Origin of the sequence: Curtobacterium citri (assembly GCF_030362955.1) — a bacterium.
Taxonomy (GTDB): Bacteria; Actinomycetota; Actinomycetes; order Actinomycetales; family Microbacteriaceae; genus Curtobacterium; species Curtobacterium citri.
This window is the reverse complement of the sequence record NZ_JAUCML010000003.1, coordinates 331,529-354,493: the sequence shown is the minus strand read 5'-3', so window position 1 is coordinate 354,493 and position 22,965 is coordinate 331,529. Positions and strand designations below refer to the sequence as shown.

23 protein-coding genes are annotated in these 22,965 nt (G+C 67.1%); 17 read left to right on the top strand and 6 right to left on the bottom strand.

Features of this window, described 5'->3' with window-relative positions; all coding sequences use genetic code 11:
* Positions 1-12: 12 nt before the first annotated feature.
* The 4 genes from QUG92_RS06590 to QUG92_RS06575 all read left to right on the top strand — a co-directional run bounded on the left by QUG92_RS06590 (position 13) and on the right by QUG92_RS06575 (position 3,042).
* Complete coding sequence (locus QUG92_RS06590; RefSeq protein WP_251155653.1) at positions 13-603, top strand: TlpA family protein disulfide reductase; 591 nt, start codon at positions 13-15, stop codon at positions 601-603.
* Entirely contained in the window at positions 600-1,184 is a 585-nt protein-coding gene (locus QUG92_RS06585; protein ID WP_175325091.1) for a signal peptidase II, read from the top strand. Before QUG92_RS06590 ends, QUG92_RS06585 begins: the two co-directional genes overlap by 4 nt.
* A 40-nt stretch (positions 1,185-1,224) precedes the next feature.
* Positions 1,225-1,953 carry a cytochrome c biogenesis CcdA family protein gene (locus tag QUG92_RS06580; RefSeq protein ID WP_175325090.1) on the top strand — a complete coding sequence of 243 codons (729 nt, stop codon included), beginning with the start codon at positions 1,225-1,227 and terminating at the stop codon, positions 1,951-1,953.
* A gap of 165 nt (positions 1,954-2,118) precedes the next feature.
* Complete coding sequence (locus tag QUG92_RS06575) at positions 2,119-3,042, top strand: cytochrome c oxidase assembly protein (protein WP_175325089.1); 924 nt, start codon at positions 2,119-2,121, stop codon at positions 3,040-3,042.
* A gap of 78 nt (positions 3,043-3,120) precedes the next feature.
* On the opposite strand, the gene QUG92_RS06570 is transcribed toward QUG92_RS06575, so the two are convergent.
* The 3 genes from QUG92_RS06570 to QUG92_RS06560 all read right to left on the bottom strand — a co-directional run bounded on the left by QUG92_RS06570 (position 3,121) and on the right by QUG92_RS06560 (position 5,374).
* The gene (locus QUG92_RS06570) at positions 3,121-3,834 is read right to left on the bottom strand and encodes a M23 family metallopeptidase (RefSeq protein WP_289458160.1); all 714 of its coding nucleotides are present in this window, start codon (positions 3,832-3,834) and stop codon (positions 3,121-3,123) included.
* A 383-nt stretch (positions 3,835-4,217) separates the two neighbouring features.
* Complete coding sequence (locus QUG92_RS06565) at positions 4,218-4,814, bottom strand: DUF305 domain-containing protein (protein WP_289458158.1); 597 nt, start codon at positions 4,812-4,814, stop codon at positions 4,218-4,220.
* A 107-nt stretch (positions 4,815-4,921) separates the two neighbouring features.
* A complete protein-coding gene (locus QUG92_RS06560; RefSeq protein ID WP_251155650.1) occupies positions 4,922-5,374 on the bottom strand; it encodes a hypothetical protein in 453 nt (150 codons plus the stop codon).
* A gap of 228 nt (positions 5,375-5,602) precedes the next feature.
* On the opposite strand from QUG92_RS06560, the gene QUG92_RS06555 reads away from it, so the two are divergent.
* A complete protein-coding gene (locus tag QUG92_RS06555; protein ID WP_251155649.1) occupies positions 5,603-6,079 on the top strand; it encodes a DUF4396 domain-containing protein in 477 nt (158 codons plus the stop codon).
* 34 nt (positions 6,080-6,113) lie between these two features.
* On the opposite strand, the gene QUG92_RS06550 is transcribed toward QUG92_RS06555, so the two are convergent.
* Complete coding sequence (locus QUG92_RS06550) at positions 6,114-7,298, bottom strand: permease (RefSeq protein ID WP_289458153.1); 1,185 nt, start codon at positions 7,296-7,298, stop codon at positions 6,114-6,116.
* Between the two features lie 391 nt (positions 7,299-7,689).
* Here QUG92_RS06550 and QUG92_RS06545 point away from each other — a divergent pair, with 391 nt between their 5' ends.
* The 6 genes from QUG92_RS06545 (at position 7,690) to eno (ending at position 11,809) form a co-directional block, all read left to right on the top strand.
* Positions 7,690-8,196: a universal stress protein gene (locus QUG92_RS06545; protein WP_175324845.1), complete on the top strand. Its 507-nt coding sequence runs from the start codon at positions 7,690-7,692 to the stop codon at positions 8,194-8,196.
* Positions 8,193-8,939, top strand: a complete 747-nt coding sequence (locus QUG92_RS06540) for a 2,3-bisphosphoglycerate-dependent phosphoglycerate mutase (RefSeq protein WP_251155647.1) — start codon at positions 8,193-8,195, stop codon at positions 8,937-8,939. The genes QUG92_RS06545 and QUG92_RS06540 overlap by 4 nt, the downstream gene beginning before the upstream one ends.
* Positions 8,936-9,439, top strand: coding sequence for a fluoride efflux transporter FluC (locus QUG92_RS06535; protein WP_289458147.1), 504 nt, complete (start codon positions 8,936-8,938; stop codon positions 9,437-9,439). The genes QUG92_RS06540 and QUG92_RS06535 overlap by 4 nt, the downstream gene beginning before the upstream one ends.
* Positions 9,436-9,807: a fluoride efflux transporter FluC gene (locus QUG92_RS06530; protein WP_251160802.1), complete on the top strand. Its 372-nt coding sequence runs from the start codon at positions 9,436-9,438 to the stop codon at positions 9,805-9,807. The genes QUG92_RS06535 and QUG92_RS06530 overlap by 4 nt, the downstream gene beginning before the upstream one ends.
* 47 nt (positions 9,808-9,854) lie before the next feature.
* Complete coding sequence (locus QUG92_RS06525) at positions 9,855-10,340, top strand: inorganic diphosphatase (RefSeq protein WP_251155644.1); 486 nt, start codon at positions 9,855-9,857, stop codon at positions 10,338-10,340.
* A gap of 134 nt (positions 10,341-10,474) precedes the next feature.
* Positions 10,475-11,809, top strand: coding sequence for a phosphopyruvate hydratase (gene eno / locus QUG92_RS06520; protein WP_251155643.1), 1,335 nt, complete (start codon positions 10,475-10,477; stop codon positions 11,807-11,809).
* On the opposite strand, the gene QUG92_RS06515 is transcribed toward eno, so the two are convergent.
* Positions 11,794-12,792, bottom strand: coding sequence for a LysR family transcriptional regulator (locus tag QUG92_RS06515; RefSeq protein WP_289458142.1), 999 nt, complete (start codon positions 12,790-12,792; stop codon positions 11,794-11,796). The two genes, eno and QUG92_RS06515, sit on opposite strands and share 16 nt — an antisense overlap.
* Between QUG92_RS06515 and QUG92_RS06510 the strand changes: the two genes are divergently transcribed.
* On the top strand, positions 12,791-13,948 hold the full coding sequence (locus QUG92_RS06510) for a TDT family transporter (protein WP_251155641.1): 1,158 nt from the start codon (positions 12,791-12,793) through the stop codon (positions 13,946-13,948). The two genes, QUG92_RS06515 and QUG92_RS06510, sit on opposite strands and share 2 nt — an antisense overlap.
* A 771-nt stretch (positions 13,949-14,719) precedes the next feature.
* Here the strand turns inward: QUG92_RS06510 and QUG92_RS06500 are convergent.
* Positions 14,720-15,424: a hypothetical protein gene (locus QUG92_RS06500; RefSeq protein ID WP_175326771.1), complete on the bottom strand. Its 705-nt coding sequence runs from the start codon at positions 15,422-15,424 to the stop codon at positions 14,720-14,722.
* Between the two features lie 437 nt (positions 15,425-15,861).
* Between QUG92_RS06500 and QUG92_RS06495 the strand changes: the two genes are divergently transcribed.
* The 5 genes from QUG92_RS06495 to QUG92_RS06475 all read left to right on the top strand — a co-directional run bounded on the left by QUG92_RS06495 (position 15,862) and on the right by QUG92_RS06475 (position 22,719).
* Positions 15,862-16,128 (top strand): helix-turn-helix domain-containing protein, encoded by a 267-nt coding sequence (locus tag QUG92_RS06495; protein WP_175326772.1) that lies wholly within the window; start codon positions 15,862-15,864, stop codon positions 16,126-16,128.
* A 340-nt stretch (positions 16,129-16,468) separates the two neighbouring features.
* Positions 16,469-17,320, top strand: a complete 852-nt coding sequence (locus QUG92_RS06490; protein WP_175326773.1) for a TnsA-like heteromeric transposase endonuclease subunit — start codon at positions 16,469-16,471, stop codon at positions 17,318-17,320.
* Positions 17,317-19,365, top strand: a complete 2,049-nt coding sequence (locus tag QUG92_RS06485) for a TnsB C-terminal domain-containing protein (RefSeq protein WP_175326774.1) — start codon at positions 17,317-17,319, stop codon at positions 19,363-19,365. The genes QUG92_RS06490 and QUG92_RS06485 overlap by 4 nt, the downstream gene beginning before the upstream one ends.
* Positions 19,366-19,448: 83 nt before the next feature.
* Positions 19,449-20,513 (top strand): ATP-binding protein, encoded by a 1,065-nt coding sequence (locus tag QUG92_RS06480; RefSeq protein ID WP_251155639.1) that lies wholly within the window; start codon positions 19,449-19,451, stop codon positions 20,511-20,513.
* Between the two features lie 76 nt (positions 20,514-20,589).
* On the top strand, positions 20,590-22,719 hold the full coding sequence (locus tag QUG92_RS06475) for a TniQ family protein (RefSeq protein ID WP_289458135.1): 2,130 nt from the start codon (positions 20,590-20,592) through the stop codon (positions 22,717-22,719).
* Positions 22,720-22,965: the final 246 nt, after the last annotated feature.

Genomic DNA, 22,965 nt, shown 5'->3' with positions numbered 1-22,965 from the left:
ACCCGGATCATCGTGGCAACCGTTGTGCTCGCCGTCAGCAGCGCGCTCGTGCTCACCGGCTGCTCCTCCAACAGCGACACCAACACCGGTCTGAGCGCGCAATACCGTGACGGCGGCACGAAAAACTACGTCTCCGGGGACGGCACTGTCACCCAAGTGCCCACTGCGAACCGGAAAACCGTCATCGACTTCGACGAGGTCTCCTCGGACGGAGAACCGATGCGCTCCGCCGACCTTCAGGGCAAGGTCGTCGTGCTCAACTTCTGGTACGCCGCATGCCCGCCGTGCCGCGCGGAAGCGAAGCACCTCAATACCGTCTGGGATCGCTACCAGGACCAGAACGTGCAAATGATCGGCGTGAACGTCCGCGACGCGAAGGGCACAGCGGACGCCTTCGAACGGCGCTTCAACATCCCCTACCCCAGCGTGCTCGACAATGATCAGGCCCGGATGCAGTTGGCGCTCTCCGGTGAAGTAGCCCCGAACGCTGTCCCCACCACCATCGTGCTCGACACCAAGGGTCGCGTCGCCGCTCGCATCGTCGGCGCGATCGATGGACCCGGCACCTTGTCCACACTCATCGACGACGAGCTGCGCCGATGACGCAGCCCGCACCCGTCGGCGCTGACCGACAACGATCACGCTGGCGATCCCGGCGCACACTCATCGCGGTCATCGTCACCGGTACCGCCATCGCGGTCCTCGACCAGATCAGTAAGCAGTGGGCCCTCTGGCACCTCGACCCGCACCGGACGATCCCCCTCGTCGGAGAGCTGCTCGGCCTGCGGCTGGCCTTCAACACCGGGGCAGCGTTCTCCCTCGGTAGCGACACGACCTGGATCCTGTCGCTGGCCTCGACCGTTGTCGTCATCGGACTCCTCACCCGAACCGTCCTCGGCATCCCGCCGAAATACACCGCAGGAGTCGGCGTGCTGCTCGGCGGCGCCGTCGGCAACCTGTTAGACCGGCTCGCCCGCGGCGACCAATTCGGCAGCGGCGTCGTCGTCGACATGATCAACTACGCCAATCTGGCCATCGGCAACATCGCCGATATCGCCATCGCGGTCGGCGTCGGCCTCCTCGCCCTCACCTACGCACGCACCTCGCCGTCCAAACGCCGCCACCGCGGAGCTACCACCGCCACCACCAACGCGGCGACCTCGACGTCAGAGAAGCTGCGATGACCTCGCTCGACGCAACCTGCCCACGTGAGGAGCTGGAACGATGAACTGGCAGGAAGCCGTCTTCAGCGGGCAGATGATTGCAGCGATCCCGATCGCGCTCTTCGCCGGCCTGATCTCCTTCGCATCCCCGTGCGTGCTGCCACTCGTGCCGGGCTACCTCGGCTACGTCACCGGATCCGTCGCCGCATCCACGACCAGACGCACCATCATCGGCGCGCTGCTGTTCGTCACCGGATTCGGCATAGTGTTCATCGCCTACGGTGCACTGTTCGGCGCCCTCGGTACTTGGCTCGTGCAATGGCAGGACCTCATCATCAGGCTCCTCGGCGTCATCGTCATCGTGATGGGAGCAGCCTTCATCGGGTTACTGCGCCCACTGCAGCGCACCGTCCGGACGTCCTGGCGGCCACCCACGGGACTCACCAGCGCACCGCTCCTCGGCGCGACCTTCGGTCTCGGCTGGACCCCGTGCTTCGGCCCCACCCTCGCCACTATCACCGCACTCAGCCTCGACGCGGGCACCGCGGGCCGGGGCGCACTCCTCGGCCTGGCCTACTGCCTCGGCCTCGGGATCCCGTTCGTCCTCATCGCAGCCGGACTGGGCTGGGCGAAGAACACCGTCCGGTTCCTACGCACCCACATCCGCGCGGTCAACATCATCGGCGGCGCGATCCTCATCCTCACCGGCGCGGCCATGGTCACCGGCGTATGGACACGCATCATGTACGCCATGCAAGCCCTCATCTCCGGAACCACGATGCCGATCTGAGACCAAGCCACGACGACCCAGTTCCCCCCGCTGAGTCGCCGACTCAACGCGATCAGCCGTCACCACCGCAGACGAGGAAACGATGCAACCGCCACTCACCGACAGCGTTCACCGAGAACGAGCTCGACGGAGCTGCCCGGTTGAACAGCAGGAGCGACTGTAACGATGCCCCGTCTCGATTCGAACGTCCTCTGGTCCTGGGCGACGGGACCGCTGTCGCCCGTAGCGGTCGTCGCTGTTCTCCTAGCGACGACCTACCTCGTCCTGTACGTCAACGCCCGGCGCGGACCGCGTGCCCCAGCTCTCGGTCGGGCCGTGGTGTTCATCCTCGGGTGCGCGGTCATGTTCACAGCGACGACAACCGGCCTCCAGACCTACAGCCGCGAGCTGCTCTCAGCGTTCATGTTCCAGCAGCTGACTCTGCTGCTGATCGTCCCGCCGCTGCTGATTCTCGGTTCCCCGGGAACGGTGCTCCTGCGAGGCATGCCGCGTCGCGGATTCGGCCGCCGTGTGCTCAGGCTGGCGGTCGGCGTTCTCCGATCCCCGTTCGCCCGGCTGATCCTGCATCCGCTGGCAGTCGTGCCGCTGCTCGTCGTGCCCCTCTTCGGGCTCTACCTCACCGGGGCAGCGGATGCGCTTCTCTCCACGGAAGCAGGTCGAATCGCGCTCCAACTGACGTTCGTGGCTCTTGGCACAGTGATCATGCTGCCGCTCGCAACCGTTGACCCACTTCCCCGGCGCACGTCGTACGTCATCCGCATCGTCGATGCGTTCGTCGAGATGCAGATCCATGCCGCATTCGGGCTCACCCTGATGTTCAGCAGCGCACCCCTTGTGGCGACATTCGCCTCGCCGAGCGCCGAGTTCGAGACCACCGCACTTCGCGATCAGCAACTCGCCGGAGGTCTGGTCTGGACGTACGGCGAGCTACCGGTCGCCATCATCCTGCTCGCCAGCATCATCCGTTGGCAGCGACAGGACTCCCGAAAAGCCGCTCGCGCCACTCGCGAAGCCGACCGGCATGGAGACACTGAGCTCGACAACTACAACGCCTACCTCCAAGGCCTCCGACAAGGCAGTGGGCGCTGACTCGCATTGTTATACGAGGGCGCCCCCTCCACCCGTCTTAATAGCCGATGGCTGGTTGGACACCGCTGGGGCTAGGTGCTACAGCGTTCGTCCGGCGTTGGCGGTGAGCCACGGGATCGGGTCGATGGGTGTGGTGCCGCCAGGCATGACCTGCAGGTGCAGGTGCGCACCGGTGCTCGCGCCGGTGTTGCCGACGAGGCCAACGAGTTGCCCGACGGCGACGGTGTCGCCTGGGCGAAGCGGCGAGGAGCCGAATATCATGTGCGCGTACAGGGTGGACACGAGGCGACCGTCGATCTGGTGGTCGATGATGACGTACTGCCCGTACTCGGGGTGCGTTGTCGACACTCGGACAGTGCCGGCAGCGACAGCTCCGATGGGGGTGCCGGCGCCGGGGGTGAGGTCCGCGCCCTGGTGAATCGACGAGCAGGTCGCGCATGGGGCGCTTCGCGGACCGAACGGTGAGCTGACGGTGATAGTTCCGGCGACAGGCCATCGGATGTCGCCGATTCCGGTGTTCACGATCGTGCCGCCCGTGGTCGTGGGAACGCTCTGTTTCGTCGAGGCCGGTGTGGCCCCCGTTGGCGCGGCCTGCGAGGCGGGTGCGGTCTTGGTGATCACGGGCTTCGGGGCCGGCTTGGTGATCGTGTACCCATCGCGGTCGACCGTGAGGGCCAGCCCGGACGCGGTGAAGCTCTGCTCGGCGGTGGCAGGAGCGACACTGGACACGACTGCGGCGGAGCCGGTCGTTGCCTGCGCGGGCAGCGCTGCGGCAGCGGTGAACAGCGCCATCGCGGCCGTGGCACCAGTGATCGGGACCGCGGCGAGAACGCGTGACCGCAGTGAGCGGACCGGTGTTGCGGGTGCAGTCGCGACGGTCGGTAGCGGCCGCAGTGCCGGCTGGGCAGCGGCAGTGATCGTCGCGGTTCGGGTGCGGCTGGCGGTCGGGGCTGCGGCGGCGCGTTCGGCGGCGAGGGCTTCGCGGCGCGTCCGGGGTGCGGGAATGGCGGGGGTCTGGGGGTGCTGCTGAGGCACGGGCAGGCTCCAAGAGGGGTGGTGGCCGGCAGGCCGAAACGTGGGGTGGCCCGAACGCAAGTCGAGCAGGGAGGAGAGGGTGGGGCCGGTCGTGGGCCGCGGCAGGAAGGGGGGGAGCCTGCCGCGACCCACGCCGGGGTTTAGAGGGACGCGAGCATGTCTTGCATCTGGGTGATCTGCTCGGTCTGGCTGGACACGATCGACTTCGCCATCGCGACGGCGTCGGTGTTCTTGCCCTTGTCGACTTCGGTCTTGGCCATGTCGACGGCGCCCTTGTGGTGCTGGATCATCTGCTCGAGGTAGAGCTTCCCGGCGTCCTTCGCGGACGCCTGGTCGAGGTCGGTCATGTCGGAGTCGGACATCATCCCGGACATGGAGTGCCCCATCCCGGAGTGCTCCGACTCGACCGGCTCGCCCCAACCCTTGAGCCAACCGGTGAGCTGGTTGATCTCCGGGGACTGCTCGGCCTTGATCTGCTTCGCGAGTCCAGCGACGTCGGTATCGACGCCGGAGCCCTTGGCGAGGAGCATGTCGCTCATCTCGACGGCCTGCTTGTGGTGCGGCAGCATCATCTGCGCGAACATCACGTCCTGGTCGTTGTGCGCCGACGCCGCCGACGTCGACGAGGACGACGAGCCCGTGTCGGAGCCGCTATTGCTGGTGGAGCAGCCTGCGAGGGTGAGGCCGAGGGTCAGCGCGGCAGCGATCGCGAGCGTGCGCGTGGTGGTGGTGTGCATGATCTTCCGTTCCCGTGAATGCGTCAGGCGTTCCGGGCAGGCGGACGCCTCCCGGTTCTGGGCATGCGGAGGCCACCCATCGGGGGTGGGATCCCGCTGGGGGCGGATCAGATGCGGATGATCTGCAACGCCGTCAGTGATGGCGGTTTCGGTGCCGCGATGCGGCGCGGCAGCCGGTCAGCCAGCGCGAGAAGCCGCGCGAGCAGGTAGAGGATGCCGCCGGTCCGTGCGCGCAGCAGCGCCCACGTGAACAGGGCGATCGTCAGCGCGCACGCCATCCCCATCAGCGAGCACATCAGCGCACACAGGCCGCTGTCGCAGCCCGCATCGGTGAGGACGGTCATCACCGCAGTCGCAGGAGCCGCGTGCTCGGTGTGGCCGGCGGCGACGTGGCTGTGCTCGGCGGTGGCTGCGGGAGCAGCCATCGGGTGCTCGTGGCCGGCGGTGTGCCCGGCCATCGTGTGCATCAGGACCGTGAACCCGACCAGCAGCAGCAACGCCAGCGTCGCCGTGGCCTGCAACAGCAGCCGGCGACGCGGGGAGGTGGCGGTGGTGAGCATCAGTCTTTCGAGCAGACGGGTCGGAGGAGCGCTTCTATGGTGCGGTACCCCGAACGGCGGCGGCAACCTGGTGTCCGGATTCACACCGAACCCGCCGCGACCGGCCGAACCGGGAACATCGCGTGGAGTTTCGCGTTACAGCGCATGGTACCCCCTAGGGGTATATGTGAACTGTTGGCGTCGACCGCGCCAGATCGGAGCAGCATGGACACGCACGAGCACCATCAGATGAGCGGAGACGAGCACGCCGGCCACAGCGGCGGGCACGGGGCGACGACGTGGTCGATGGCTGCGCAAGCGACGCTGCACTGCCTCACCGGCTGCGCAATCGGTGAGGTCCTCGGCATGGTCATCGGCACCGCTGCCGGCTTCCACAACGCCGGCACGATCGTCCTGTCAATCGTCCTCGCGTTCATCTTCGGCTACGCCCTCACCATGCGCGGCGTCATCAAGTCGGGTCTGAGCCTCGGCGCTGCGTTCAAGGTCGCTCTCGCCGCGGACACCGTGTCGATCGCGGTCATGGAGCTGATCGACAACACCGTCATCGTTGCGATCCCCGGCGCGATGGACGCGCAGCTCAGCGACTGGCTGTTCTGGACGGCGCTGCTGTTCTCCCTCGCGATCGCATTCGTGATCACCACGCCCGTGAACCGGTGGATGATCAGCCGCGGCCTCGGCCACGCCGTCGTCCACGGCCACCACTGACCGGTCCGCTAGTCAACTCGATCGCGGCGCGCGGTCAGGCGTGTGAGTGTTCGTGTGCGGGGTGGTCGTGGCCGCCGTCGTCGGGTGCGCCCTTCATCATCCGTAGCATCGACCAGGAGCCGCTGCGGATGAACACGGCCAGCAGGAACGACGCGATCAGCAGGAACACGATGTTGAGCCAGGTGGTGTAGTTCCAGCTGATAGAGGTCGCCACGATGCTCAGATGCCGGTTCGTAGGGATCAGGCCCAGCGGGGTGAACAGCAGTTCGACGGCGTAGCCGGCGAGGACCATCGCCCCGTAGAAGATCCCGGTGATCCAGAGGGCTGCCTTCCAGCCGTAGTACTTCCGGTAGATGACGATGATCGGAATGATGATCAGGTCCGCGAAGATGAAGCTGACCACCCCGCCGAAGCTGATCCCACCGTTCCACAACACCGCCGCGAGGGGCACGTTCCCCACGGAGCAGACGAAGCTCACCATCGCCAGCACCGGCCCGATGATCGGGTCGATGATGAACGCCAACGTCGGATGTCCCTCGAAGAAGACCGCCTGCAGCCAAGCCTTCGGCACCCAGGCATCGAACGCGCCGGCGATGAGCAGACCGATGATGATGTCGCGGAGCACGGACGCCCAGTCCATCACGAAGTACTGCGACACGCTCGTCAGCCCAGGCTTCGAGAACAACCGTCGCCAGAACCCCTGATCGCCCGGCACCGACATGTCCATCGCCGCGTGCCCCTCCATCGACCCAGCGAGCCCCTTGTCGGCCTGCTCACGGGCGGCGTCGAGGATCCTGCCGCGCATCCAGAGCCGGAAGCCGAGGGCGATGAGGATGATCATGATCGGCCCGCCGACAAACTCCGCGACCGTGAACTGCCACCCCATCACGAACGCCAGGATCAGCCCGAGCTCGACAACGAGGTTCGTCGACGCAACCTCGAACGCCATCGCGGCGCTCAGGCTCGCACCCTTCCGGAACAGGGCCCGCGCGAGCGCGACCGCGGCGTAGGAGCACGACGATGACAGGGCGCCAAGCCCGGTCGCGACACTGATCGCGCGTGGCGAGTCGTCGCGCATCAGCTTGGTGATCTGATCCGTACGGACGATCGCCTGGATGATGCCGGACAGGGTGAAGCCGAGCACGAGGGGCCAGAGGATCTCCCACCCCATCGAGCCAGCAGCCGCCAGCGCATCACCAACTCCTCGCAGCACGAACACGGGACCCTCCTTCGTCGGAATTCAACCTTGCTCCGCTGCAACGATCTCGGTATTGGCGCGAACGTGTGAAAGCACGCACGCGCAAGGCAGACGATGTCTCACTAGACGATCCCCAACCGGACACTTGGGCCCTCGGAGGCGGTCCGCGTCGGCTGTGAGCAGCTCCGCTCAGTGTCGCCCTTCAAGCTTCTTTCCCTGTCGTCCCGCGTTACGAAGCGGACCGGTTCTCGAGGTGCGGAAGATCGTCGGTGCGGGCATGGGGTGGTGGGTGCATACTGGTGGTGTCTTCGGACCCGGCGGTGGGGCTTGCCGGACCCAACCTCGACACTCGTCGACAACAGTCCCTATCTCAGCTGGTCGCGCTTCTGCACGCCTGAGGTAGGGAGATGTCATGGTCGAATCGAACACTGCCGGTGTTGTCGTCGTCGGTGTGCAGTCCGGGCAGGCGCACGACGTCGTCGGTGTCGCGGCTGCCGTCGCTGAACGCTTCAGCGCCCCGATGGTGTGTGTGGTCGTCGATCCGGCGCTGCTGTCAGCGGGGATGCGTGCGGACGGGTCGGAGATCATCGAACCGATCGACCCGGACACGGCGGACAGCGACCCGCAGCAGCTTCCCGACGATGACGTGCGGGTCATTCACGGTCTTGCTGCGGCGCGGTCAGTGGGCGTCGAGATTCTCTCCCGGGTCGGAGATCCGAGTCACGCACTCGCTGCGGTGGCTGAGGAACGTGACGCGGTGATGATCGTCGTCGGATCCCAGGCTGGCCGACGCCGGATGGCGGAACTGCTCACCGGGTCCGTCGCCGCGCATCTGACGCATCAGCAGCACCGGCCGGTGCTGGTCGTCCCGCACGACCCGGTCGGCGCCACCGTCCTCCTCCCGTCGGAAGCCCCGTGACTGGCACGCTGACGCTCCTGCGGCATGGGGAGAGCACCGCGAACGAAGCCGGCACCTTCACCGGGCTCCTCGACGTCCCGCTCACGCCCCACGGACGACGGCAAGCGTCCGCAGCCGGATGGCTCCTCCGGTCGAACCACATCACGCCGGACGTCGTGGTCACCTCCACATTGCGCCGTGCCGTCCGCACCGCCGAACTGGTCTGCGACGCCCTCGGGACGCAGCTGCCCACGGAAGCGGTGTGGCAGCTCAACGAACGCAACTACGGCGCCCTGACCGGGATGACGAAGACCGACGCCCGTCACACGCTCGGTGACGACGAGTACATGCGGCTCCGCAGGTCCCGTACCGGCACACCGCCACCGATGTCGCTGCAGCTGTGGGAGGAACTGCGGTCGAGCTCCGCGCTGCACGGCCTGCCCGACGGTGCCCTCCGACGCACCGAGGCGCTCTCGGACGTCATCGAGCGGGTCCGTCCCGTGCTGCACGACCGGCTCCTGCCGATGGTGCGGTCAGGGCGGAGCGTCCTCGTCGTCGCGCACGGGAACTCGCTCCGCGCACTCTGCGCATGCATCGACGACCTCACCGACCCGGAGCTCGAGCAGCTCAACCTGCCGACCGGGCAACCCGTGCAGTACCACCTCGCCCCGACGGGTGCTCTCGTCCCTCGGGGTGGGGCGTTCCTCGATCCGGTAGCAGCACAGCACGCCGCGGCGTTGGTCGCGGCAGAAGGCGGAACATGACCACCCGAACGGACACCCCGATGCCCGACGACCAGCTCCCCTCCGACCCCGACGTCGACGTCTCCAACCCGTCAACGGCGATGCGGCCGGTGCATCTGCGGTGGCGGTACGTCGGCCTCGTCGCCATCGGTGGGGCAGCCGGTACTGCTCTCCGCGACGTCATCAGTAGCCTGCTCCCCGCCCAAGGCGGGGCGAGTTGGTCGATCTTCTGGATCAACATCACCGGAGCGCTGGCCCTCGGTGTGCTGTTGGAAGCGCTCGCGCACCGCGGGCCCGACGCCGGCCGCCGACGCGTGCTGCGGCTGCTCCTCGGCACCGGGGTCCTCGGCGGGTTCACCACCTACAGCACCCTCGCCGAGTCCACCGCCGCCCTGTTCCTCGACGGGCACGGCCTCGCCGGCACCGGCTACGCACTCCTAACCGTCCTGTCCGGCGCGATCGCGACCGCGGTCGGTCTCGTCGTCGCCGGCTGGTTCCGACCCCGCACGGAGGAAGCATGAGCCCGCTCCTGGTCCTCGCCGTCGCCCTCGGCGGCGGTGCCGGCGCTGCCGGCCGGTTCCTCCTCGACGGGCTCATCAACACCGGCCGAGAGTTCCGGCTCCCTGTCGGCACGTTGACGATCAACATCACCGGGTCGCTGCTGCTGGGGATCACCGTCGGCGCCGCCACCCACCTCGGCGCGGTGCCGGTCGCCGTCCTCGGCACCGGGGTGATGGGCGGCTACACCACGTTCAGCACCGCCAGCTTCGAAACCGTCCGCCTCGCCCGCAGCGGCCGCATCACCGCCGCCGCGATCAACGGTCTCGGAATGCTCGTCGTCTCCGTCACCGCCGCGACCGCCGGCATCCTCCTCGGCGGCACCCTGTGACCACCCCGCCCACGGACCACACACCCGCTCCAGAACCGGAGGCATCCATGCTGTTCGACGTCACGATCGAGATTCCCCGCGGTAGCGGCAACAAGTACGAAGTCGACCACGCCACCGGCCGGATCCGGCTCGACCGGGCGGTGTTCACCAGCATGGTGTTCCCCCAGGACTACGGCTCCATCGACAACACCCTCGGCGATGACGGCGACCCCCTCGACGCCCTCGTGCTCCTACCCCGTCCCACGTTCCCCGGCGTCGTCATCACGGTCCGGCCGGTCGGGATGCTGCGCATGGTCGACGAAAACGGCGGCGACGACAAGATCCTCACCGTCCCCGCCAACGACGACCGCTTCGCGCAGCTGCAGGACATCACCGACGTGCCGGAGCACACGCTGGCGGAGATCGAGCACTTCTTCTCCCACTACAAGGAGATCGAGCACGGCAAGCACGTCACCACCAATGGGTGGGCCGACCGTGCTGCTGCCGAAGCCATCATCCGCACCGCACAGGACGCCCACACCCGACACCCGTGACCTACGGGTCCACAGACTGCCGCGGGGAGGCACTGGCGCCGAGTGATCGCCAGCAGGTTGTCCCTCCGCTTCCCCGCGGCTTCCCGCAACCACCCGCCAGCTCGACGTATGACCCGAACCGAAGGAGCGTCACCATGAACGACTACATCAGCGGCATCCACCATCACGGAGCCCATCAGGGCGAGTACGTCACCCACCACGACCACCCGATCACCATCGACGCCGTCCACGCCGCCCGCATCCTCGACTCCCGCGGCTACCCGACCGTCCGCGTGTCCCTCGAACTCGACGACGGCAGCACCGTCACCGGGGACGCCCCAGCGGGCGCCTCCACCGGCGCCCACGAAGCCGTCGAGCTGCGCGACGGCGGTTCCGCGTTCGGCGGCCGCGACGTCACCCAGGCGCTGCACCTGATCGACACCGACATCTCAGGGCTCCTCACCGGCCGGTCCTGGTCGGCGATCGGGCAGATCGACGCCGCCCTCGCCGACCTCGACGGCACCACCGGGTACCGTCGGCTCGGCGGGAACAGCGTCGTTGCCACCTCGATCGCCGCCTCCAGGGCTCTCGCCCACGCCGCGGACCTCCCGCTCTGGCAGTGGATCGCCGAGATCACCGGCTCGACGCCGCGGATGCCGGTCCCGCACTTCAACGTCCTCAACGGCGGCGCGCACGCAGCGAACAAGCTGAACTTCCAGGAGTTCATGATCGCCCCCGTCAACGCAGGCTCGATGGCCGACGCCGTCCGAACCGGCGCGGACGTCTACCACGCCCTCGCGAGCCTGGTGCGGGACCGGTTCGGCAGCCTCGGCCTCGGCGACGAGGGCGGCTTCGCCCCTTCGATCGCTGCACCCGAGGAAGCGCTCGACCTGCTCGTCGCCGCGATCCGCGCCGCCGGCCACGAGCCGGGCGTCGATCAGGTGGCGATCGCCCTCGACCCGGCCGCGAACGAGTTCCACCAGGGCGCCGGCTCCTACCGGATGCTCGACGAAAGCCTCGACCGGGACGGACTGGTCGACTACTACCGACACCTCATCAACACGTATCCGGTCCGGAGCGTCGAAGACGGGTTCGCGGAGGACGACCATGAGGGGTTCCGCCGCATGCAGGCAGCGCTCGGCGGCCGGATCCAGACCGTCGGCGACGACCTCTACGTCACCGACCCGCAACGGATCCGCGACGGCGGCGAACAGCAGCTGACGAACGCGGCACTGATCAAGCCGAACCAGATCGGCACCGTCTCACAGACCCTCGAAGCGATTGCCACCGCCACCAGCATCGGGATGGGCAGCATGGTGTCGCACCGATCCGGGGAGACCACGGACACGTTCATCGCGGACCTCGTTGTCGGAACCGGCACCGGGCAGATCAAGTCCGGCGCACCCGCCCGGGGGGAACGGGTCGCGAAGTACAACCGGCTCACCGAGATCGCCGAGCAGCACCCGGATCTGCCCTACGGACTGATCTGACCACCGACGCTCGAGCTGCGGGCGGTGTCCAGGAACGCCGTCACAGCAGGCCTCGGGTGGCCCGACCAGATCGCACGCAGCGACCGGATCAGTGGCGGGCCGAGCAGCGGCACCCGGACGAGGGCGCCGTCGGCGAGGTCAGTGTCGACCGTGCGGAGACTCATCACCGCGGGCGCGATGCCTGCCCGAGCGTTGGCGCGGATGATGCCCGTCGTCTCCAGCACCGCCGCCGGCGGCGCTAGGGTCAGTCCCGCGTCGTCGAGCCATGCCTCGACCGTGGCGCGGGTGCCGGACCCTTCCTCCCGGAGCAGCAGCGGCGTCTCCGCGAGCTCATCCGCGGTGATGACCGAAGCGCTTGCCCACGGATGATGCGGAGCGACGACGACCACGAGTTCGTCTTCGTCGACCACCAGCGAGGACAGGTCAGGTGGCGCAGCAGGGGTCTCCGTGAATCCGACGTCGGCAGCGCCGGAGCGAACGAGGTCGGTCACCGCGGCGGAGTTCCCCGCGATCAGGCGCACCGACGCCTCGGGTGTCACGGCCCGGTGGGCGAGCAACCATCCGGGCAGCAGGAGTTCGGCGATCGTCTGCGACGCCGCAACCACGAGGGACCCCACGGGTTCTCCGAGTGCGGCGACTCCTGCTTCGAGCCGCCGGGAGGTCTCCAACACCGGAACAGCCAGACCGAGCACCACCCGACCGGCGTCGGTCAGCGCGGTCCCGGATGCCGCCCGGAGCGCCAGCGGCTGACCGACCGCCTGCTCCGCGGCACGTAAACGCGCAGACACCGCCTGCTGCGTCACCCCCAACACCTCAGCCGCGCGGGTCAACGAACCGGTCTCCGCGACGCGGACGAGGACCTCGAGGGTGTCGAGGTCCAGAGTCCGGTCCGTCAACCGCCGCAGTGCCACAAACGACCATTGTGCCCTGCCAACGAGTTCGCCGTTCCCGAACCGTGGGCAACTTGCGCACGCTTGATGCATGTCCGCTCATCCCGCCCACGCACCCGCAACGTCCGAGCACGGTGTGCGCGACCGGCGGCTGTTCCGAGAGCTGGAGCGGCCCGGCCTGATCGTGTCGAACCTCACCCCGAACTGGTTCGCGTCGATCATGGGCACCGGGATCGTCGCCGTCGCGGCTGCGTCGCTGCCGCTGCAGTTCCCGGGGCTCCGCACCGCCGCAACACTCGTCTGGGCGATCGCGGCGGTGCTGCTCGTCGCCCTCACGGTCGCGATGGTGCTGCACTGGGTCCGGTACCGGAGTACCGCAGCCAAGCACCACCTCCATCCGGTGATCTCGCACTTCTATGGGGCACCGCCGATGGCGTTCCTGACCGTCGGAGCCGGAACGATCCTCCTCGGCAAGGACTGGATCGGCCTCCCCGCCGCCGTCCACATCGACTGGGTCCTCTGGAGCATCGGCACCATCGGCGGCCTGCTCACTGCGGTCCTGGTGCCGTACCTGGCGTTCACCCGTCACGAGAACGGACCCGACTCCGCGTTCGGCGGCTGGTTGATGCCGATCGTCCCGCCGATGGTGTCCGCCTCCACCGGCGCGCTCCTGCTGCCGTACGCACCCGCCGGGCAAGTGCGGGAGACGCTGCTGTGGTCCTGCTACGGATTCTTCGGCCTCAGCCTCGTCACGTCCCTGGTCGTGATCACGCTGATCTGGAACCGACTCGCGCAGCACAAGGTCGGCGCCGCAGGCATGGTCCCGACCCTGTGGATCGTCCTCGGACCGGTCGGGCAGTCGATCACCGCAGTGAACCTCCTCGCCTCGAACGCGCCGACCGTGGTTGATGCGTCGACCGCCCACGCGCTCCTCGTCGTCGCGCTCGTGTACGGGTTCGCGATGCTCGGCTTCGCGCTGCTGTGGACCGTCATCGCCCTCGCCATCACCATCCGCACCGCTCGAGAACACCTGCCCTTCAGCCTGACGTGGTGGTCGTTCACGTTCCCCGTCGGTACCTGCGTCACCGGGCTGAACGGCCTGGCCCTGCACTCCGGACTCACCGTCGTCGCCGTCCTCGCAGTCGTCTACTACGCCGGCCTCGTCGCCGCGTGGATCACCGTTGCCGTCCGCACCTTCCACGGCTCCGTCATCCGCGGCACGCTCCTCGCACCACCACAGCCGGCGTGAGCACCCCTGACGAACTCGCGGATGAGGTCGCGGACGTTCGATCGCTGAACGTCCTCGCGGAGGCATGGCGCACCGCACCCGACGGCTCGCGACGGTTCGTCCCGAGCTTCGACCCACGATCCGGCGGCACGTCCAGCCGAGTGCTGGTCCTCATGCAGTCACCCGGCCCGCAGACCATTGCCGCAGCGCACTCGGCGGTCTGCAGCGAGGACAACCCGGGGCCGACCGCGGCCGCGTTCCGCGCAGCCCGCATCGAGTCCGGACTTGCACGCAACGAGTACCTCCGCTGGAACCTCATCCCGTGGGAACTCCCCGGCCGTGGACGACCCGCAGACATCGACGAGGGACGACATGCCCTCGGCGTTCTCCTCAGGGCGCTTCCCTCCGTCGAGGCGATCGTCACGTACGGGAGCATCGCTCTCGAGGGAGTCATGCGACACCTCACCCTGGACGAGCACGCCCGACTCGTCCCCGTCATCGCGGCACCACACCCCTCTCCCGCCAACGGCCGCCACCGCGCGGAACAGCACCGACGTTCCGTCCAGGCACTCCGACTCGCCGCAGGGACGCGTCGGATGTAGCGAGGCTTCAGCTGCCTTCACCGGCAAGGCACGAGTGAACCGGTAACCGGTCGTCAACCGGACGCTCAGCTGTGAGGGCGGGGTCTTTCAAGGACTGCGCCGCCGCACAGTCCGGATGAGTGGTCCGGAATAGGTTCCGATGAAGGTCCGCTTAACGAGACGGCCGAGGAGCTGAGCTGCGCGTCGGCCTTCATCGGGCGCGGCGGAACGCCGACTGGCCGGCCAGACGAATCACGTCCTCAGCTCGCCCGTTCCGAAGGGCAGCTGCTGGACTCATGCCGTCCAGATCATCGCCTGGAGCGTTGAGCCAAACGGCGTCTCCCCACGGGTCGACCAGGTCTGGGTCAAGGTCAGCGAGCACCTCCGTGAGTCGGGGTAGGGGCTCACCGTTCTCGTTGAACTGGAACGAGGGGTAGAGGAGGAAGCCATCAGCTGTAACGACCGCTAGCACGTCACGATTTTCGACCGACGCAGCGAGTGCGTCGGCGCTCAGTCGAAGTAGGTCGAGTAGCGAGGTGCTGTCGAAGAACGGTCCGACTCGATCGTCGAGGGTGGCGACAGAAGCCGGCCCCTCCGTCCTTGGGGTGCCGTATGCGAGGAGTACGTGGATGAGGGCGGAAGCTTCGTCGCCCGTCATGCGCCCCTCGGCAACTCGTCGGCCCAATTCCCGAACGGCAGTGCCGCTGACCTGCAAGCCCTCCGCGCCAAGCGCCGCATCAGCAAGCGACATCGCCCGGTTGACGTCACCGCCATGAGTGTCACTCCGACGATTGCGATCAACGTGGTTCATGGCACTCTCGACGGCGTCGGACGCAGACACCGTCCCGTCAGCAAATTGCTCGAGCAGCCGACGCAGGACCGAGTCCGTCAGCCGCAGGGCGGCTGCGCGGATCATCTGGATCCGGGCGTCTGAAGCAGGTTCACCGGAGTCTGGTTCTGGGCGGGTCACTGAGTTGCCGATCGACGAGCTTTGACGGGTCCGTGGACGTCCCGGCGCGTTGCGGGTGCGGTGAGCGACGGATCGAGCCGCTTGCCCTCTCTTAGAGTCTTCAAATCGGTGTTTCGCCTCGTAAACGAGGGAGAATGGCGAGGTTGGTCCGGCTCTGTGCCGGGGAGATGTTGGAGAGATCGGGGAGCTACGATGACCGGCAGGCACGACTCGCAGGGGTCGTCTTTGACCCCTCGGCACGCGATCGGCAAACCGCGTGTGGTGCCCGCCACAATTCGAGACTGCCTGTCTGATCCGAGCGAGGTTCGCGTCGGATCATTCCACGTGTCCATAGGCCGTGCAAGCGCCGTTCCGACGCTCGAACCGACCGTAGGAACGCAGTTATGAACGCATCGACCCCTGCCCGCAGGACGGGTCGTCCCCCGAAGCGTGTGAAGGATCAGGAGCGGGCGGACGCTCTCCTCGAGGCAATGCGGAACGCCGAACGTGTGCTTCGTGAGACGACCGAGGAACGCGTACGGCTGGCGCTCCAGGCTCACGAGGAAGGGTTCACGTTGGACGCCATCGGAGACGCGCTCGGTGTGAGCAATGTGGCGGTCGGAAGATGGGTCCGGGCGGCGAAAGAGCAGGCGAAGTCGCAACAGCACTGATCCTCTCGCCGAGGTTGTTTTTTGTCTCGGAGTCAGATTAGTGTGCCGCCATGACCGCACCCTTGTCCATCCCTCCCGTCGCGTCGTGGGTGCAGGGGCACCCTTCCAGGCGCGGCCACCATGTGGTCGCGCCTTCGCTCGGGGGGAACGGAGCATGACATCGCGCCCACCGGTGTGCAATTCGTCTGAAGAACCCAGTCGACCTCAACGACCGCCACGCGTACGAATCGCTAGCGTGCTTCCTGCATGGGCAGGCGACCTTGCTAGAACGCTTCTTCGGGACAGCGAACGGCTTGTACATCGCGGCCGGACACGCGTCGCCGAGTGGGACACCGACCCCATGACGATCCTCAACTCGTGGGCGGCTCATCCCCGTGGCCGGACGGTGCGAGTCAGCGGCTCGGTGCGGGGCTTACGGATGCGGTTTCACCGTCCGTGGTCGACGTACCGCTTGAAGCCAGCGAGCCCTTCCGAAGGCGTGGTCGCCGGGTACTCGGCGGACGGGCGCACCGTCCGCACTGTTCAGGTGGCTGATCTGACGGCGGAGATGCTATCCGCCGCTCATCCGATGAGGGAATTCTCCCGCCGGCTAACGCAGGCGCACAAACCCGTAGCGGTTTGGACGCACACGACTGGCTCACTCATCGGTGCCGAGTCGCATCTCGAACGCGACTTCATCACCCTCGCCGACTTCCACCCGGCCGTGAGGTACATCGGCGGGCAACCATTCACGCTGGCGTTCGAGCCAGGAGCGCTGTGCAAGCTGCACACGCCGGATCTGGTCCTTCTTGGGGACGGGCTGCCGCCGCTGGTTGTGGACGTGAAGAACGCTGAGCAGGCGTCGACGCCGAAGTGGCGGGCTCGCGCGTCTCTTATCCGGGACGTCCTTGCCGAAGCCGGCATCGGTTACGAGGTGTGGACGGGGATGCCGCGGCTGATGCAGGCGAATCTCGAGAACTTCACTGAAGCACGCGTCCCTGAGCCGTCGTACCTGCGTTGGGCGCCGGTCGCTGCGGAGCTGTGTTCTCGTCCCATGCCCGTCGTCGAGCTCGTGACGCGCGTCGCGGCTCGGGGCTATGAGCCCGGGTTTGCGATGATGCTGATCCGCAGGATGCTCTGGCGGCGTGACCTCCGTACCGACATGCGCTTGCCATTCCGGTCAACGTCGATCGTCTGGACGGTGGCATCGTGACGAAGGACTCAGAGTGGGTTCTGAAGCTGCGTGTGGGCATGCCGGTGGTGTTCGACGGCGAGCAAGTCTTCGTGCAGTCGTGGGGTGACGGGTGGGTGCAGTTCCTCGACGCCGCGAACAGACCCGTGACCCCACGACCGCTGCGAGCGGTCGTGAAAGCGATCGCCAGCCCGGAGAACCCGCCACCGGCGTCGATGCTGCTGCACGACCTCGACGACCGGCTCAGCGACCACGCAATCGACAAGCGCGACGACCACCGCGCGCTCATCCGCTACATCGATACCGGCATCGCGCCCTGGCAAGGCGAGAACGACAAGCCCCTACGGGACGTCGACCCGGACGTGATCCACAACGAACGCAAACGTATCGCCGCGATCGCGAGACGCATCGCCGAGCACGACGAGATCCCCTACGAGACGGCTCGCAAGCGCGTCAGCCGCGCTATCAAGCGAGAAGCGGCTGGCCCCACCGCCACGGTCGACGGTCGCTACACGCGGGAACGTCGGAAGAACCGCGACGCTGACATCCCCGTCCTCGTGGAGAAGTTCCTGCTCGACCGCGTGTTCGATCCGGCCCTGCACACGCAGACGCAGTACCTCGAGTTCCGCCTCTGGCTCCTCGGTACCGCTCCAGACATCACGAAGCCGCCGTCGGAGCGGACGTTCTACCGTCTCGTCGGGCGAGTGCACAAGCGGATGCCGCATCTGAAGACCAAGTCGAAGACGAAGCACGGCACCGCACAAGCACCCAAGCAGTCTTTCGCGCCGCGCCATCTGGAACGCCCCGGGTCGCTTTGGCAGATCGACGCCACCACCTCGAACGTGATGCTCTGGGACCCGAAGGATCGCACCGGAAGGACCCGCACATACCGGGTCACGCTGGTGAAGATCATCGACTCCGCCACCCGCATGATCGTCGGACGCTCCATCAGCGAGCACTCCTCCGGCGTTGGTGTCGTCCTCGCCGTGGCCGACGCGTTCGCGTCGATGGTCGACGACCGCGAGACGGTCACGGTCGATGGCCGCGTATACCCGCGTCCCTTCGTTGGGATGCCGCGCGCTCTCACTCGGTGGCCGATCCCGCCTCGCCGCCTGATCACCGACAACGGCAAGGACTTCCTCTCCAACTTCCACGTCGGCCAGCTCGCCCGCTTGGGGTGCGAGGTCGAGTTCGCTCGCGTTCGTGACCCGCGCGCAAAAGCCTTCATCGAGCGCAGTTTCCTCAGCTACAAGACCGAGTTCGAGGAACTCTGCGCCGGCTATGTCGGCGGGTCGATCGACGAACGCGGCCTCCACACCGAGGCCCTCCTCACCTGGGATCAGCTTTGGGAACGCGACCAGCAATGGACGGACCTCTACAACTTCCGTCAGCACCGGGGCCTTCGCGCTGAGCTCGGACGGCGCATCAGTCCGTACCAGCGATGGGCGGAACTCGTCGGCGAGACCGGGTTCGTCGAGATGCCTAAATGGGAGAACGAGTGGATCCGCTTCCTGCCGACCTTCCGCGCCAAGCTCGGGAAGTACGGCATCACCCGCCGATACGAGGTTTTCAACGCACCCATCATCGAAACCCTGCTGCGTACCCCGGGTGCTTCCCGTGATGGCTACTGGACGTTCCACTACAACCCGTCCGACCTGCGGCAGGTGTACTGCTTCGACCCCGACGGAGCCGCATGGGAGGTGCCCTGGGTGCTCCGAACGGAGGACACGCCCCAGTTTTCGGACCACTCTCTGACCGTCCTCGGCGGGCAGGTTGGCGATCTCACCTTGCGGCGGGCGGAGTTCCAGGACCGGATGCTGCAGCTGCTCATTCGGTGGCGCGCTGATGATGCCCTGATCCGTGGGAGCCGGTCGGAGCTGTCGCGGACTGACGAGATGACCGCGGCTGCCTACGAGCGGCTGCAAGCGCTCGACTCAGGGACGATGATCCCGGCCGACATGGATCACGACCTCGAGGAAGTCCTTGGCCACAATGACGCGGGCGACGGCGCCGAACTCGACGATGATCTAGACGACATCGACGACCTCTTCGGCCGGTTCGCATGACTCTCAACCACGAACTGGGCCTCCCGCCCACGGTCCGGCGACTCTTCGGCGCAGATCCACACCCCGAGCAAAGCTGGGCGCTCATGACGGCGCAGGATCAAGCGTTTGTCCGCGGTGTCACCGGCGCAGATGTTCCCGATCCCGGCCGACCCCAACTCGATGCCGGGCCCGACGAGCGGCGGCGCTACGGCATCGCACTCGAAGACTGGCACCACTCGTGGCCCTACTCACGCACGCTCCAGACAGCGGAGGCCGAAATGCAGTACCGGACCGTCCGTAGCCCGCGGCCCCGCCGCACCGCCGACCTGATCCCGATCACACTCATCACTGGGCCGCCCGGAACTGGCAAAACCAAGCTGATGCGTCGCATCGCGGCGGAGACGATGTGCCAAGCGGCTTGGGAAGCTCGGATCGGCATCAGCGCACCGCTCTACGACGACGGCTTGTTCACCGCACCCCGCAGGGACGTCGTCATCGTGGACCTGCCGAAAAAGCAGGCGGAGCAGCAGCTGTTCGCGTTGCTCTGCCAACAGGTTGGCGCGCCGTTCGACAAGGACGCTCGCGCGGCATTCGGCCGCGCAGTCGAACGTCACCGAATCCGGTGGGTATTCGTCGATGAGATCCAATTCATCAACTTCGACGGGCAAATAGGCAAGTACGTCCACGACGGCTTCAAATCACTGCAGAACATGGGCGTCCGAGTCGTCCTCACCGGCCATGACATGCGACAGCAGCTCGCCGCACAGCGCAGCGGCGCTCGAGAAGCAGCACGGGTCCAGTCTGAAGCGCGCTGGATGCTCATCGAGCTCGAGCCGTACCGACGCAGCACCAAGGGCGAGATCACCGAATGGAGGAAGCTCCTGCAACGCATCGAGCAACGGATCCGGCTCAGAGGACACGAGCCAGGAGAAGCAGTACTCAGCAGCGAATTCGAGGAATACCTCTGGGTGTCGACCCTCGGATACATGAGCCACGTGTCGACACTCGTATCCGGCGCCATCAACGTCGCGGCTGCGACCGCTGACCAGCGCATCACCCGGAAGATTCTCGACCTGGTCGCTGTGGAGAAACGCGCCCAGGACGGCCGCGCGCAACGCCTGCAACTGTGGGACGCCGGCCGGTTCTCGTTCCGGCAGCGCTGGCGCTGAGATGAAGGCGTCGCCGCCAAGAGCGGGTGCCTCCGACCCGGACGACGCGGTCCCCTTCGGCTTTCGGACGACCGTCGTGCCCGGAGAGCACCTGCCGAGCCTGTTGCTGCGGATCGCCGCCTACGTCGGCGAGCCCCCGGCAGCGATCAGTCGATGGTGCGGGCTCGGTGCACTTCGATCCGAAGATCGTCGACGCCTTGACATGATCCTTCCGAACGAGATCGCGCAGTCCATCGCAACCGCCGTCGGCTGCGACACGAGCGAACTTCTGGACGGGATGATGCGGTCCTTTGTCAACGACGCGCTCGCGCCTGGCGACGACGGTCTCCCCGCGCATGCGAAGAACTGGACCCGAGGTTCCGGGACCCGATACTGCCCACAGTGCCTCACCGAGCGGCCAGCCGTCTTCCTCGCCCATTGGCGTTTGTGGTGGTCGTTCCTCTGCGAAACGCACCTCGTGCCACTGCACGACGCATGCCCTGCCTGCGGGCAAGGCATCCCAGATCCTGCGCTCATGGAAGCTCACCCCGTCGACCCCTCTTGCTGCCGTGCACGCATCGCCGGCGCTGGCAGGTGTGGTCACGACTTGCGGATCACCTGGGACGAGGCACCCTTCGACGAAAGCGCTCCCATCGTCCGCGCACAGGCCGCGATCTCAGCCGCCTGGAGACGTGACCGGGACACGCTGGACGTATTCATCCCAGACGCACAGCACCTCTTCCCCACGCTGCGCGGCGTCGGCATCGCACTCCTCGCCGCGAACGACGTCCCTCTCATCGCCGAGCTCGCCACGCTCGACCCCTCCCAGCTGCACGGTCTCTTCGACGAGACGGCACGTATCGGAACCGCGCCTCCGAAAAACGCGTTGGCGATGGGGGCGCTCATGGCCGCCGCCTTCGCACTCATGTTCGACCCGGAGGAGAAGGTCCGGCACATCATCCGGCGGCTCACGTTCGCGCGGCCCTCCGAGCGGGGGCAGAGCGCACGCGGTCCCGGGAGCGCCGCGACCCTCCTCGGCTACTGGCCGGGCGTCGGACCGCGATTCCGAGGCCGCGTCCTCCGCGCCGTCGATCAGGACCTCCCCGCGATGCAACGTCTCGTGACTGGTAGCGCAGTGCGAGCAGAGTTCGATGAACCAGCCGTCGCGGCCTACGTCGACTTCCTGATGCCCCGCGACTCCCTCCGGACCCCAGAGTGGACCGCGGACCACATCCCACCACTGCTCTGGACGAATTGGGCGGTACCGTTGAGCGTGGCCGGCGGCGCCGATCCCGAAACGCTCCAACGATCACTCGCCTTAGGACTTACCGCTGCTCTCGCCGGCACCCACCGGGACGCACCCGAACCGGAGGTGATCGCCGGCATCGGAAGAAGACTCAGGCCGACCATGCTCGGGGCACCCGCGCAGACCACCGCGATCCTGCGTCAACTCGGCGAACTCGCCCGCTACCTCGCAGCGTCCACACCGCACATCAACTACGCGACCCGGCGCCAACACCTGCCGTGGTGGCAACTCCTCAAGCCGACGCACTGGGACATGATCTGCGCCAGCGTCAGCACCTTTACCGGCGGCCCCCGACGGCTCCTCAACGCACGCCGATACCTCTACCTTCGAGCCACAGCACAACCGATCAGCGCTCTCCCCGCTCATTGGGCGATCGTCGCGAACGGACGAGATGCCGCTGAGTACACGGACTTTCAGATCCGCATGACGGCTCAGCTGCAGGCAGCCCTCGACGCGTACTTAGAGGCCTGGCTTGCGGTCGCGATCGATGCCGTGAACGCGTACGACCAAGGCAACGGCACATCATCAGCCGCTGTCTGGGAGCCCCAGCGATGGGCTGGACGAGAAGGGGTCAACCTCGGCCCCGAGATTGACAACATCGACGTCTCGGTGCTCCACGATCACGTCACTTCCGGCGTCACAACCGTCAGAGCCCTCGCCGCAGCAGTGCACCGCACGCCGCAGCACGTCCGCTGGGCCCTCCGCAGGCACCCAATCCCGTCCGACCGGCCGATCTTCCCCATCGACTGGAACCCGCATCTACGCGAGGTTCCGTGGCAGCCGTACCTTCCGGTCATGCGAATGACTCGGCGAAACGAAAACAAAACCGACCAGGACGTGACCGTGCTGGTGCCCTACGGCTGGCACGGCGCCCGCGTCTACCGCGGAGCGCTCGGCAATCACCTCATCGACTGGCACTGATAATCAGCGGTCGCGGCGGGTGACGCGCCTTCGCGGAGGAGAACAACGATGTTCAGACGTACCGTTCATCAGCGAGTGGCGCGTCCTCAACGCTCGGAGCGAGTCCGCTGGAAGTTCAGCGCAGCGATACTCGACGCTCAGCCAAGGGAGACGAAGGGTACGCATGGCCTAGTCCATGCCGGGATGAGAGAGAGCACTCAAGAGCGCGTCGTCTGGGGCTCACGGAAGTGAGCGGAGCCGATCTTG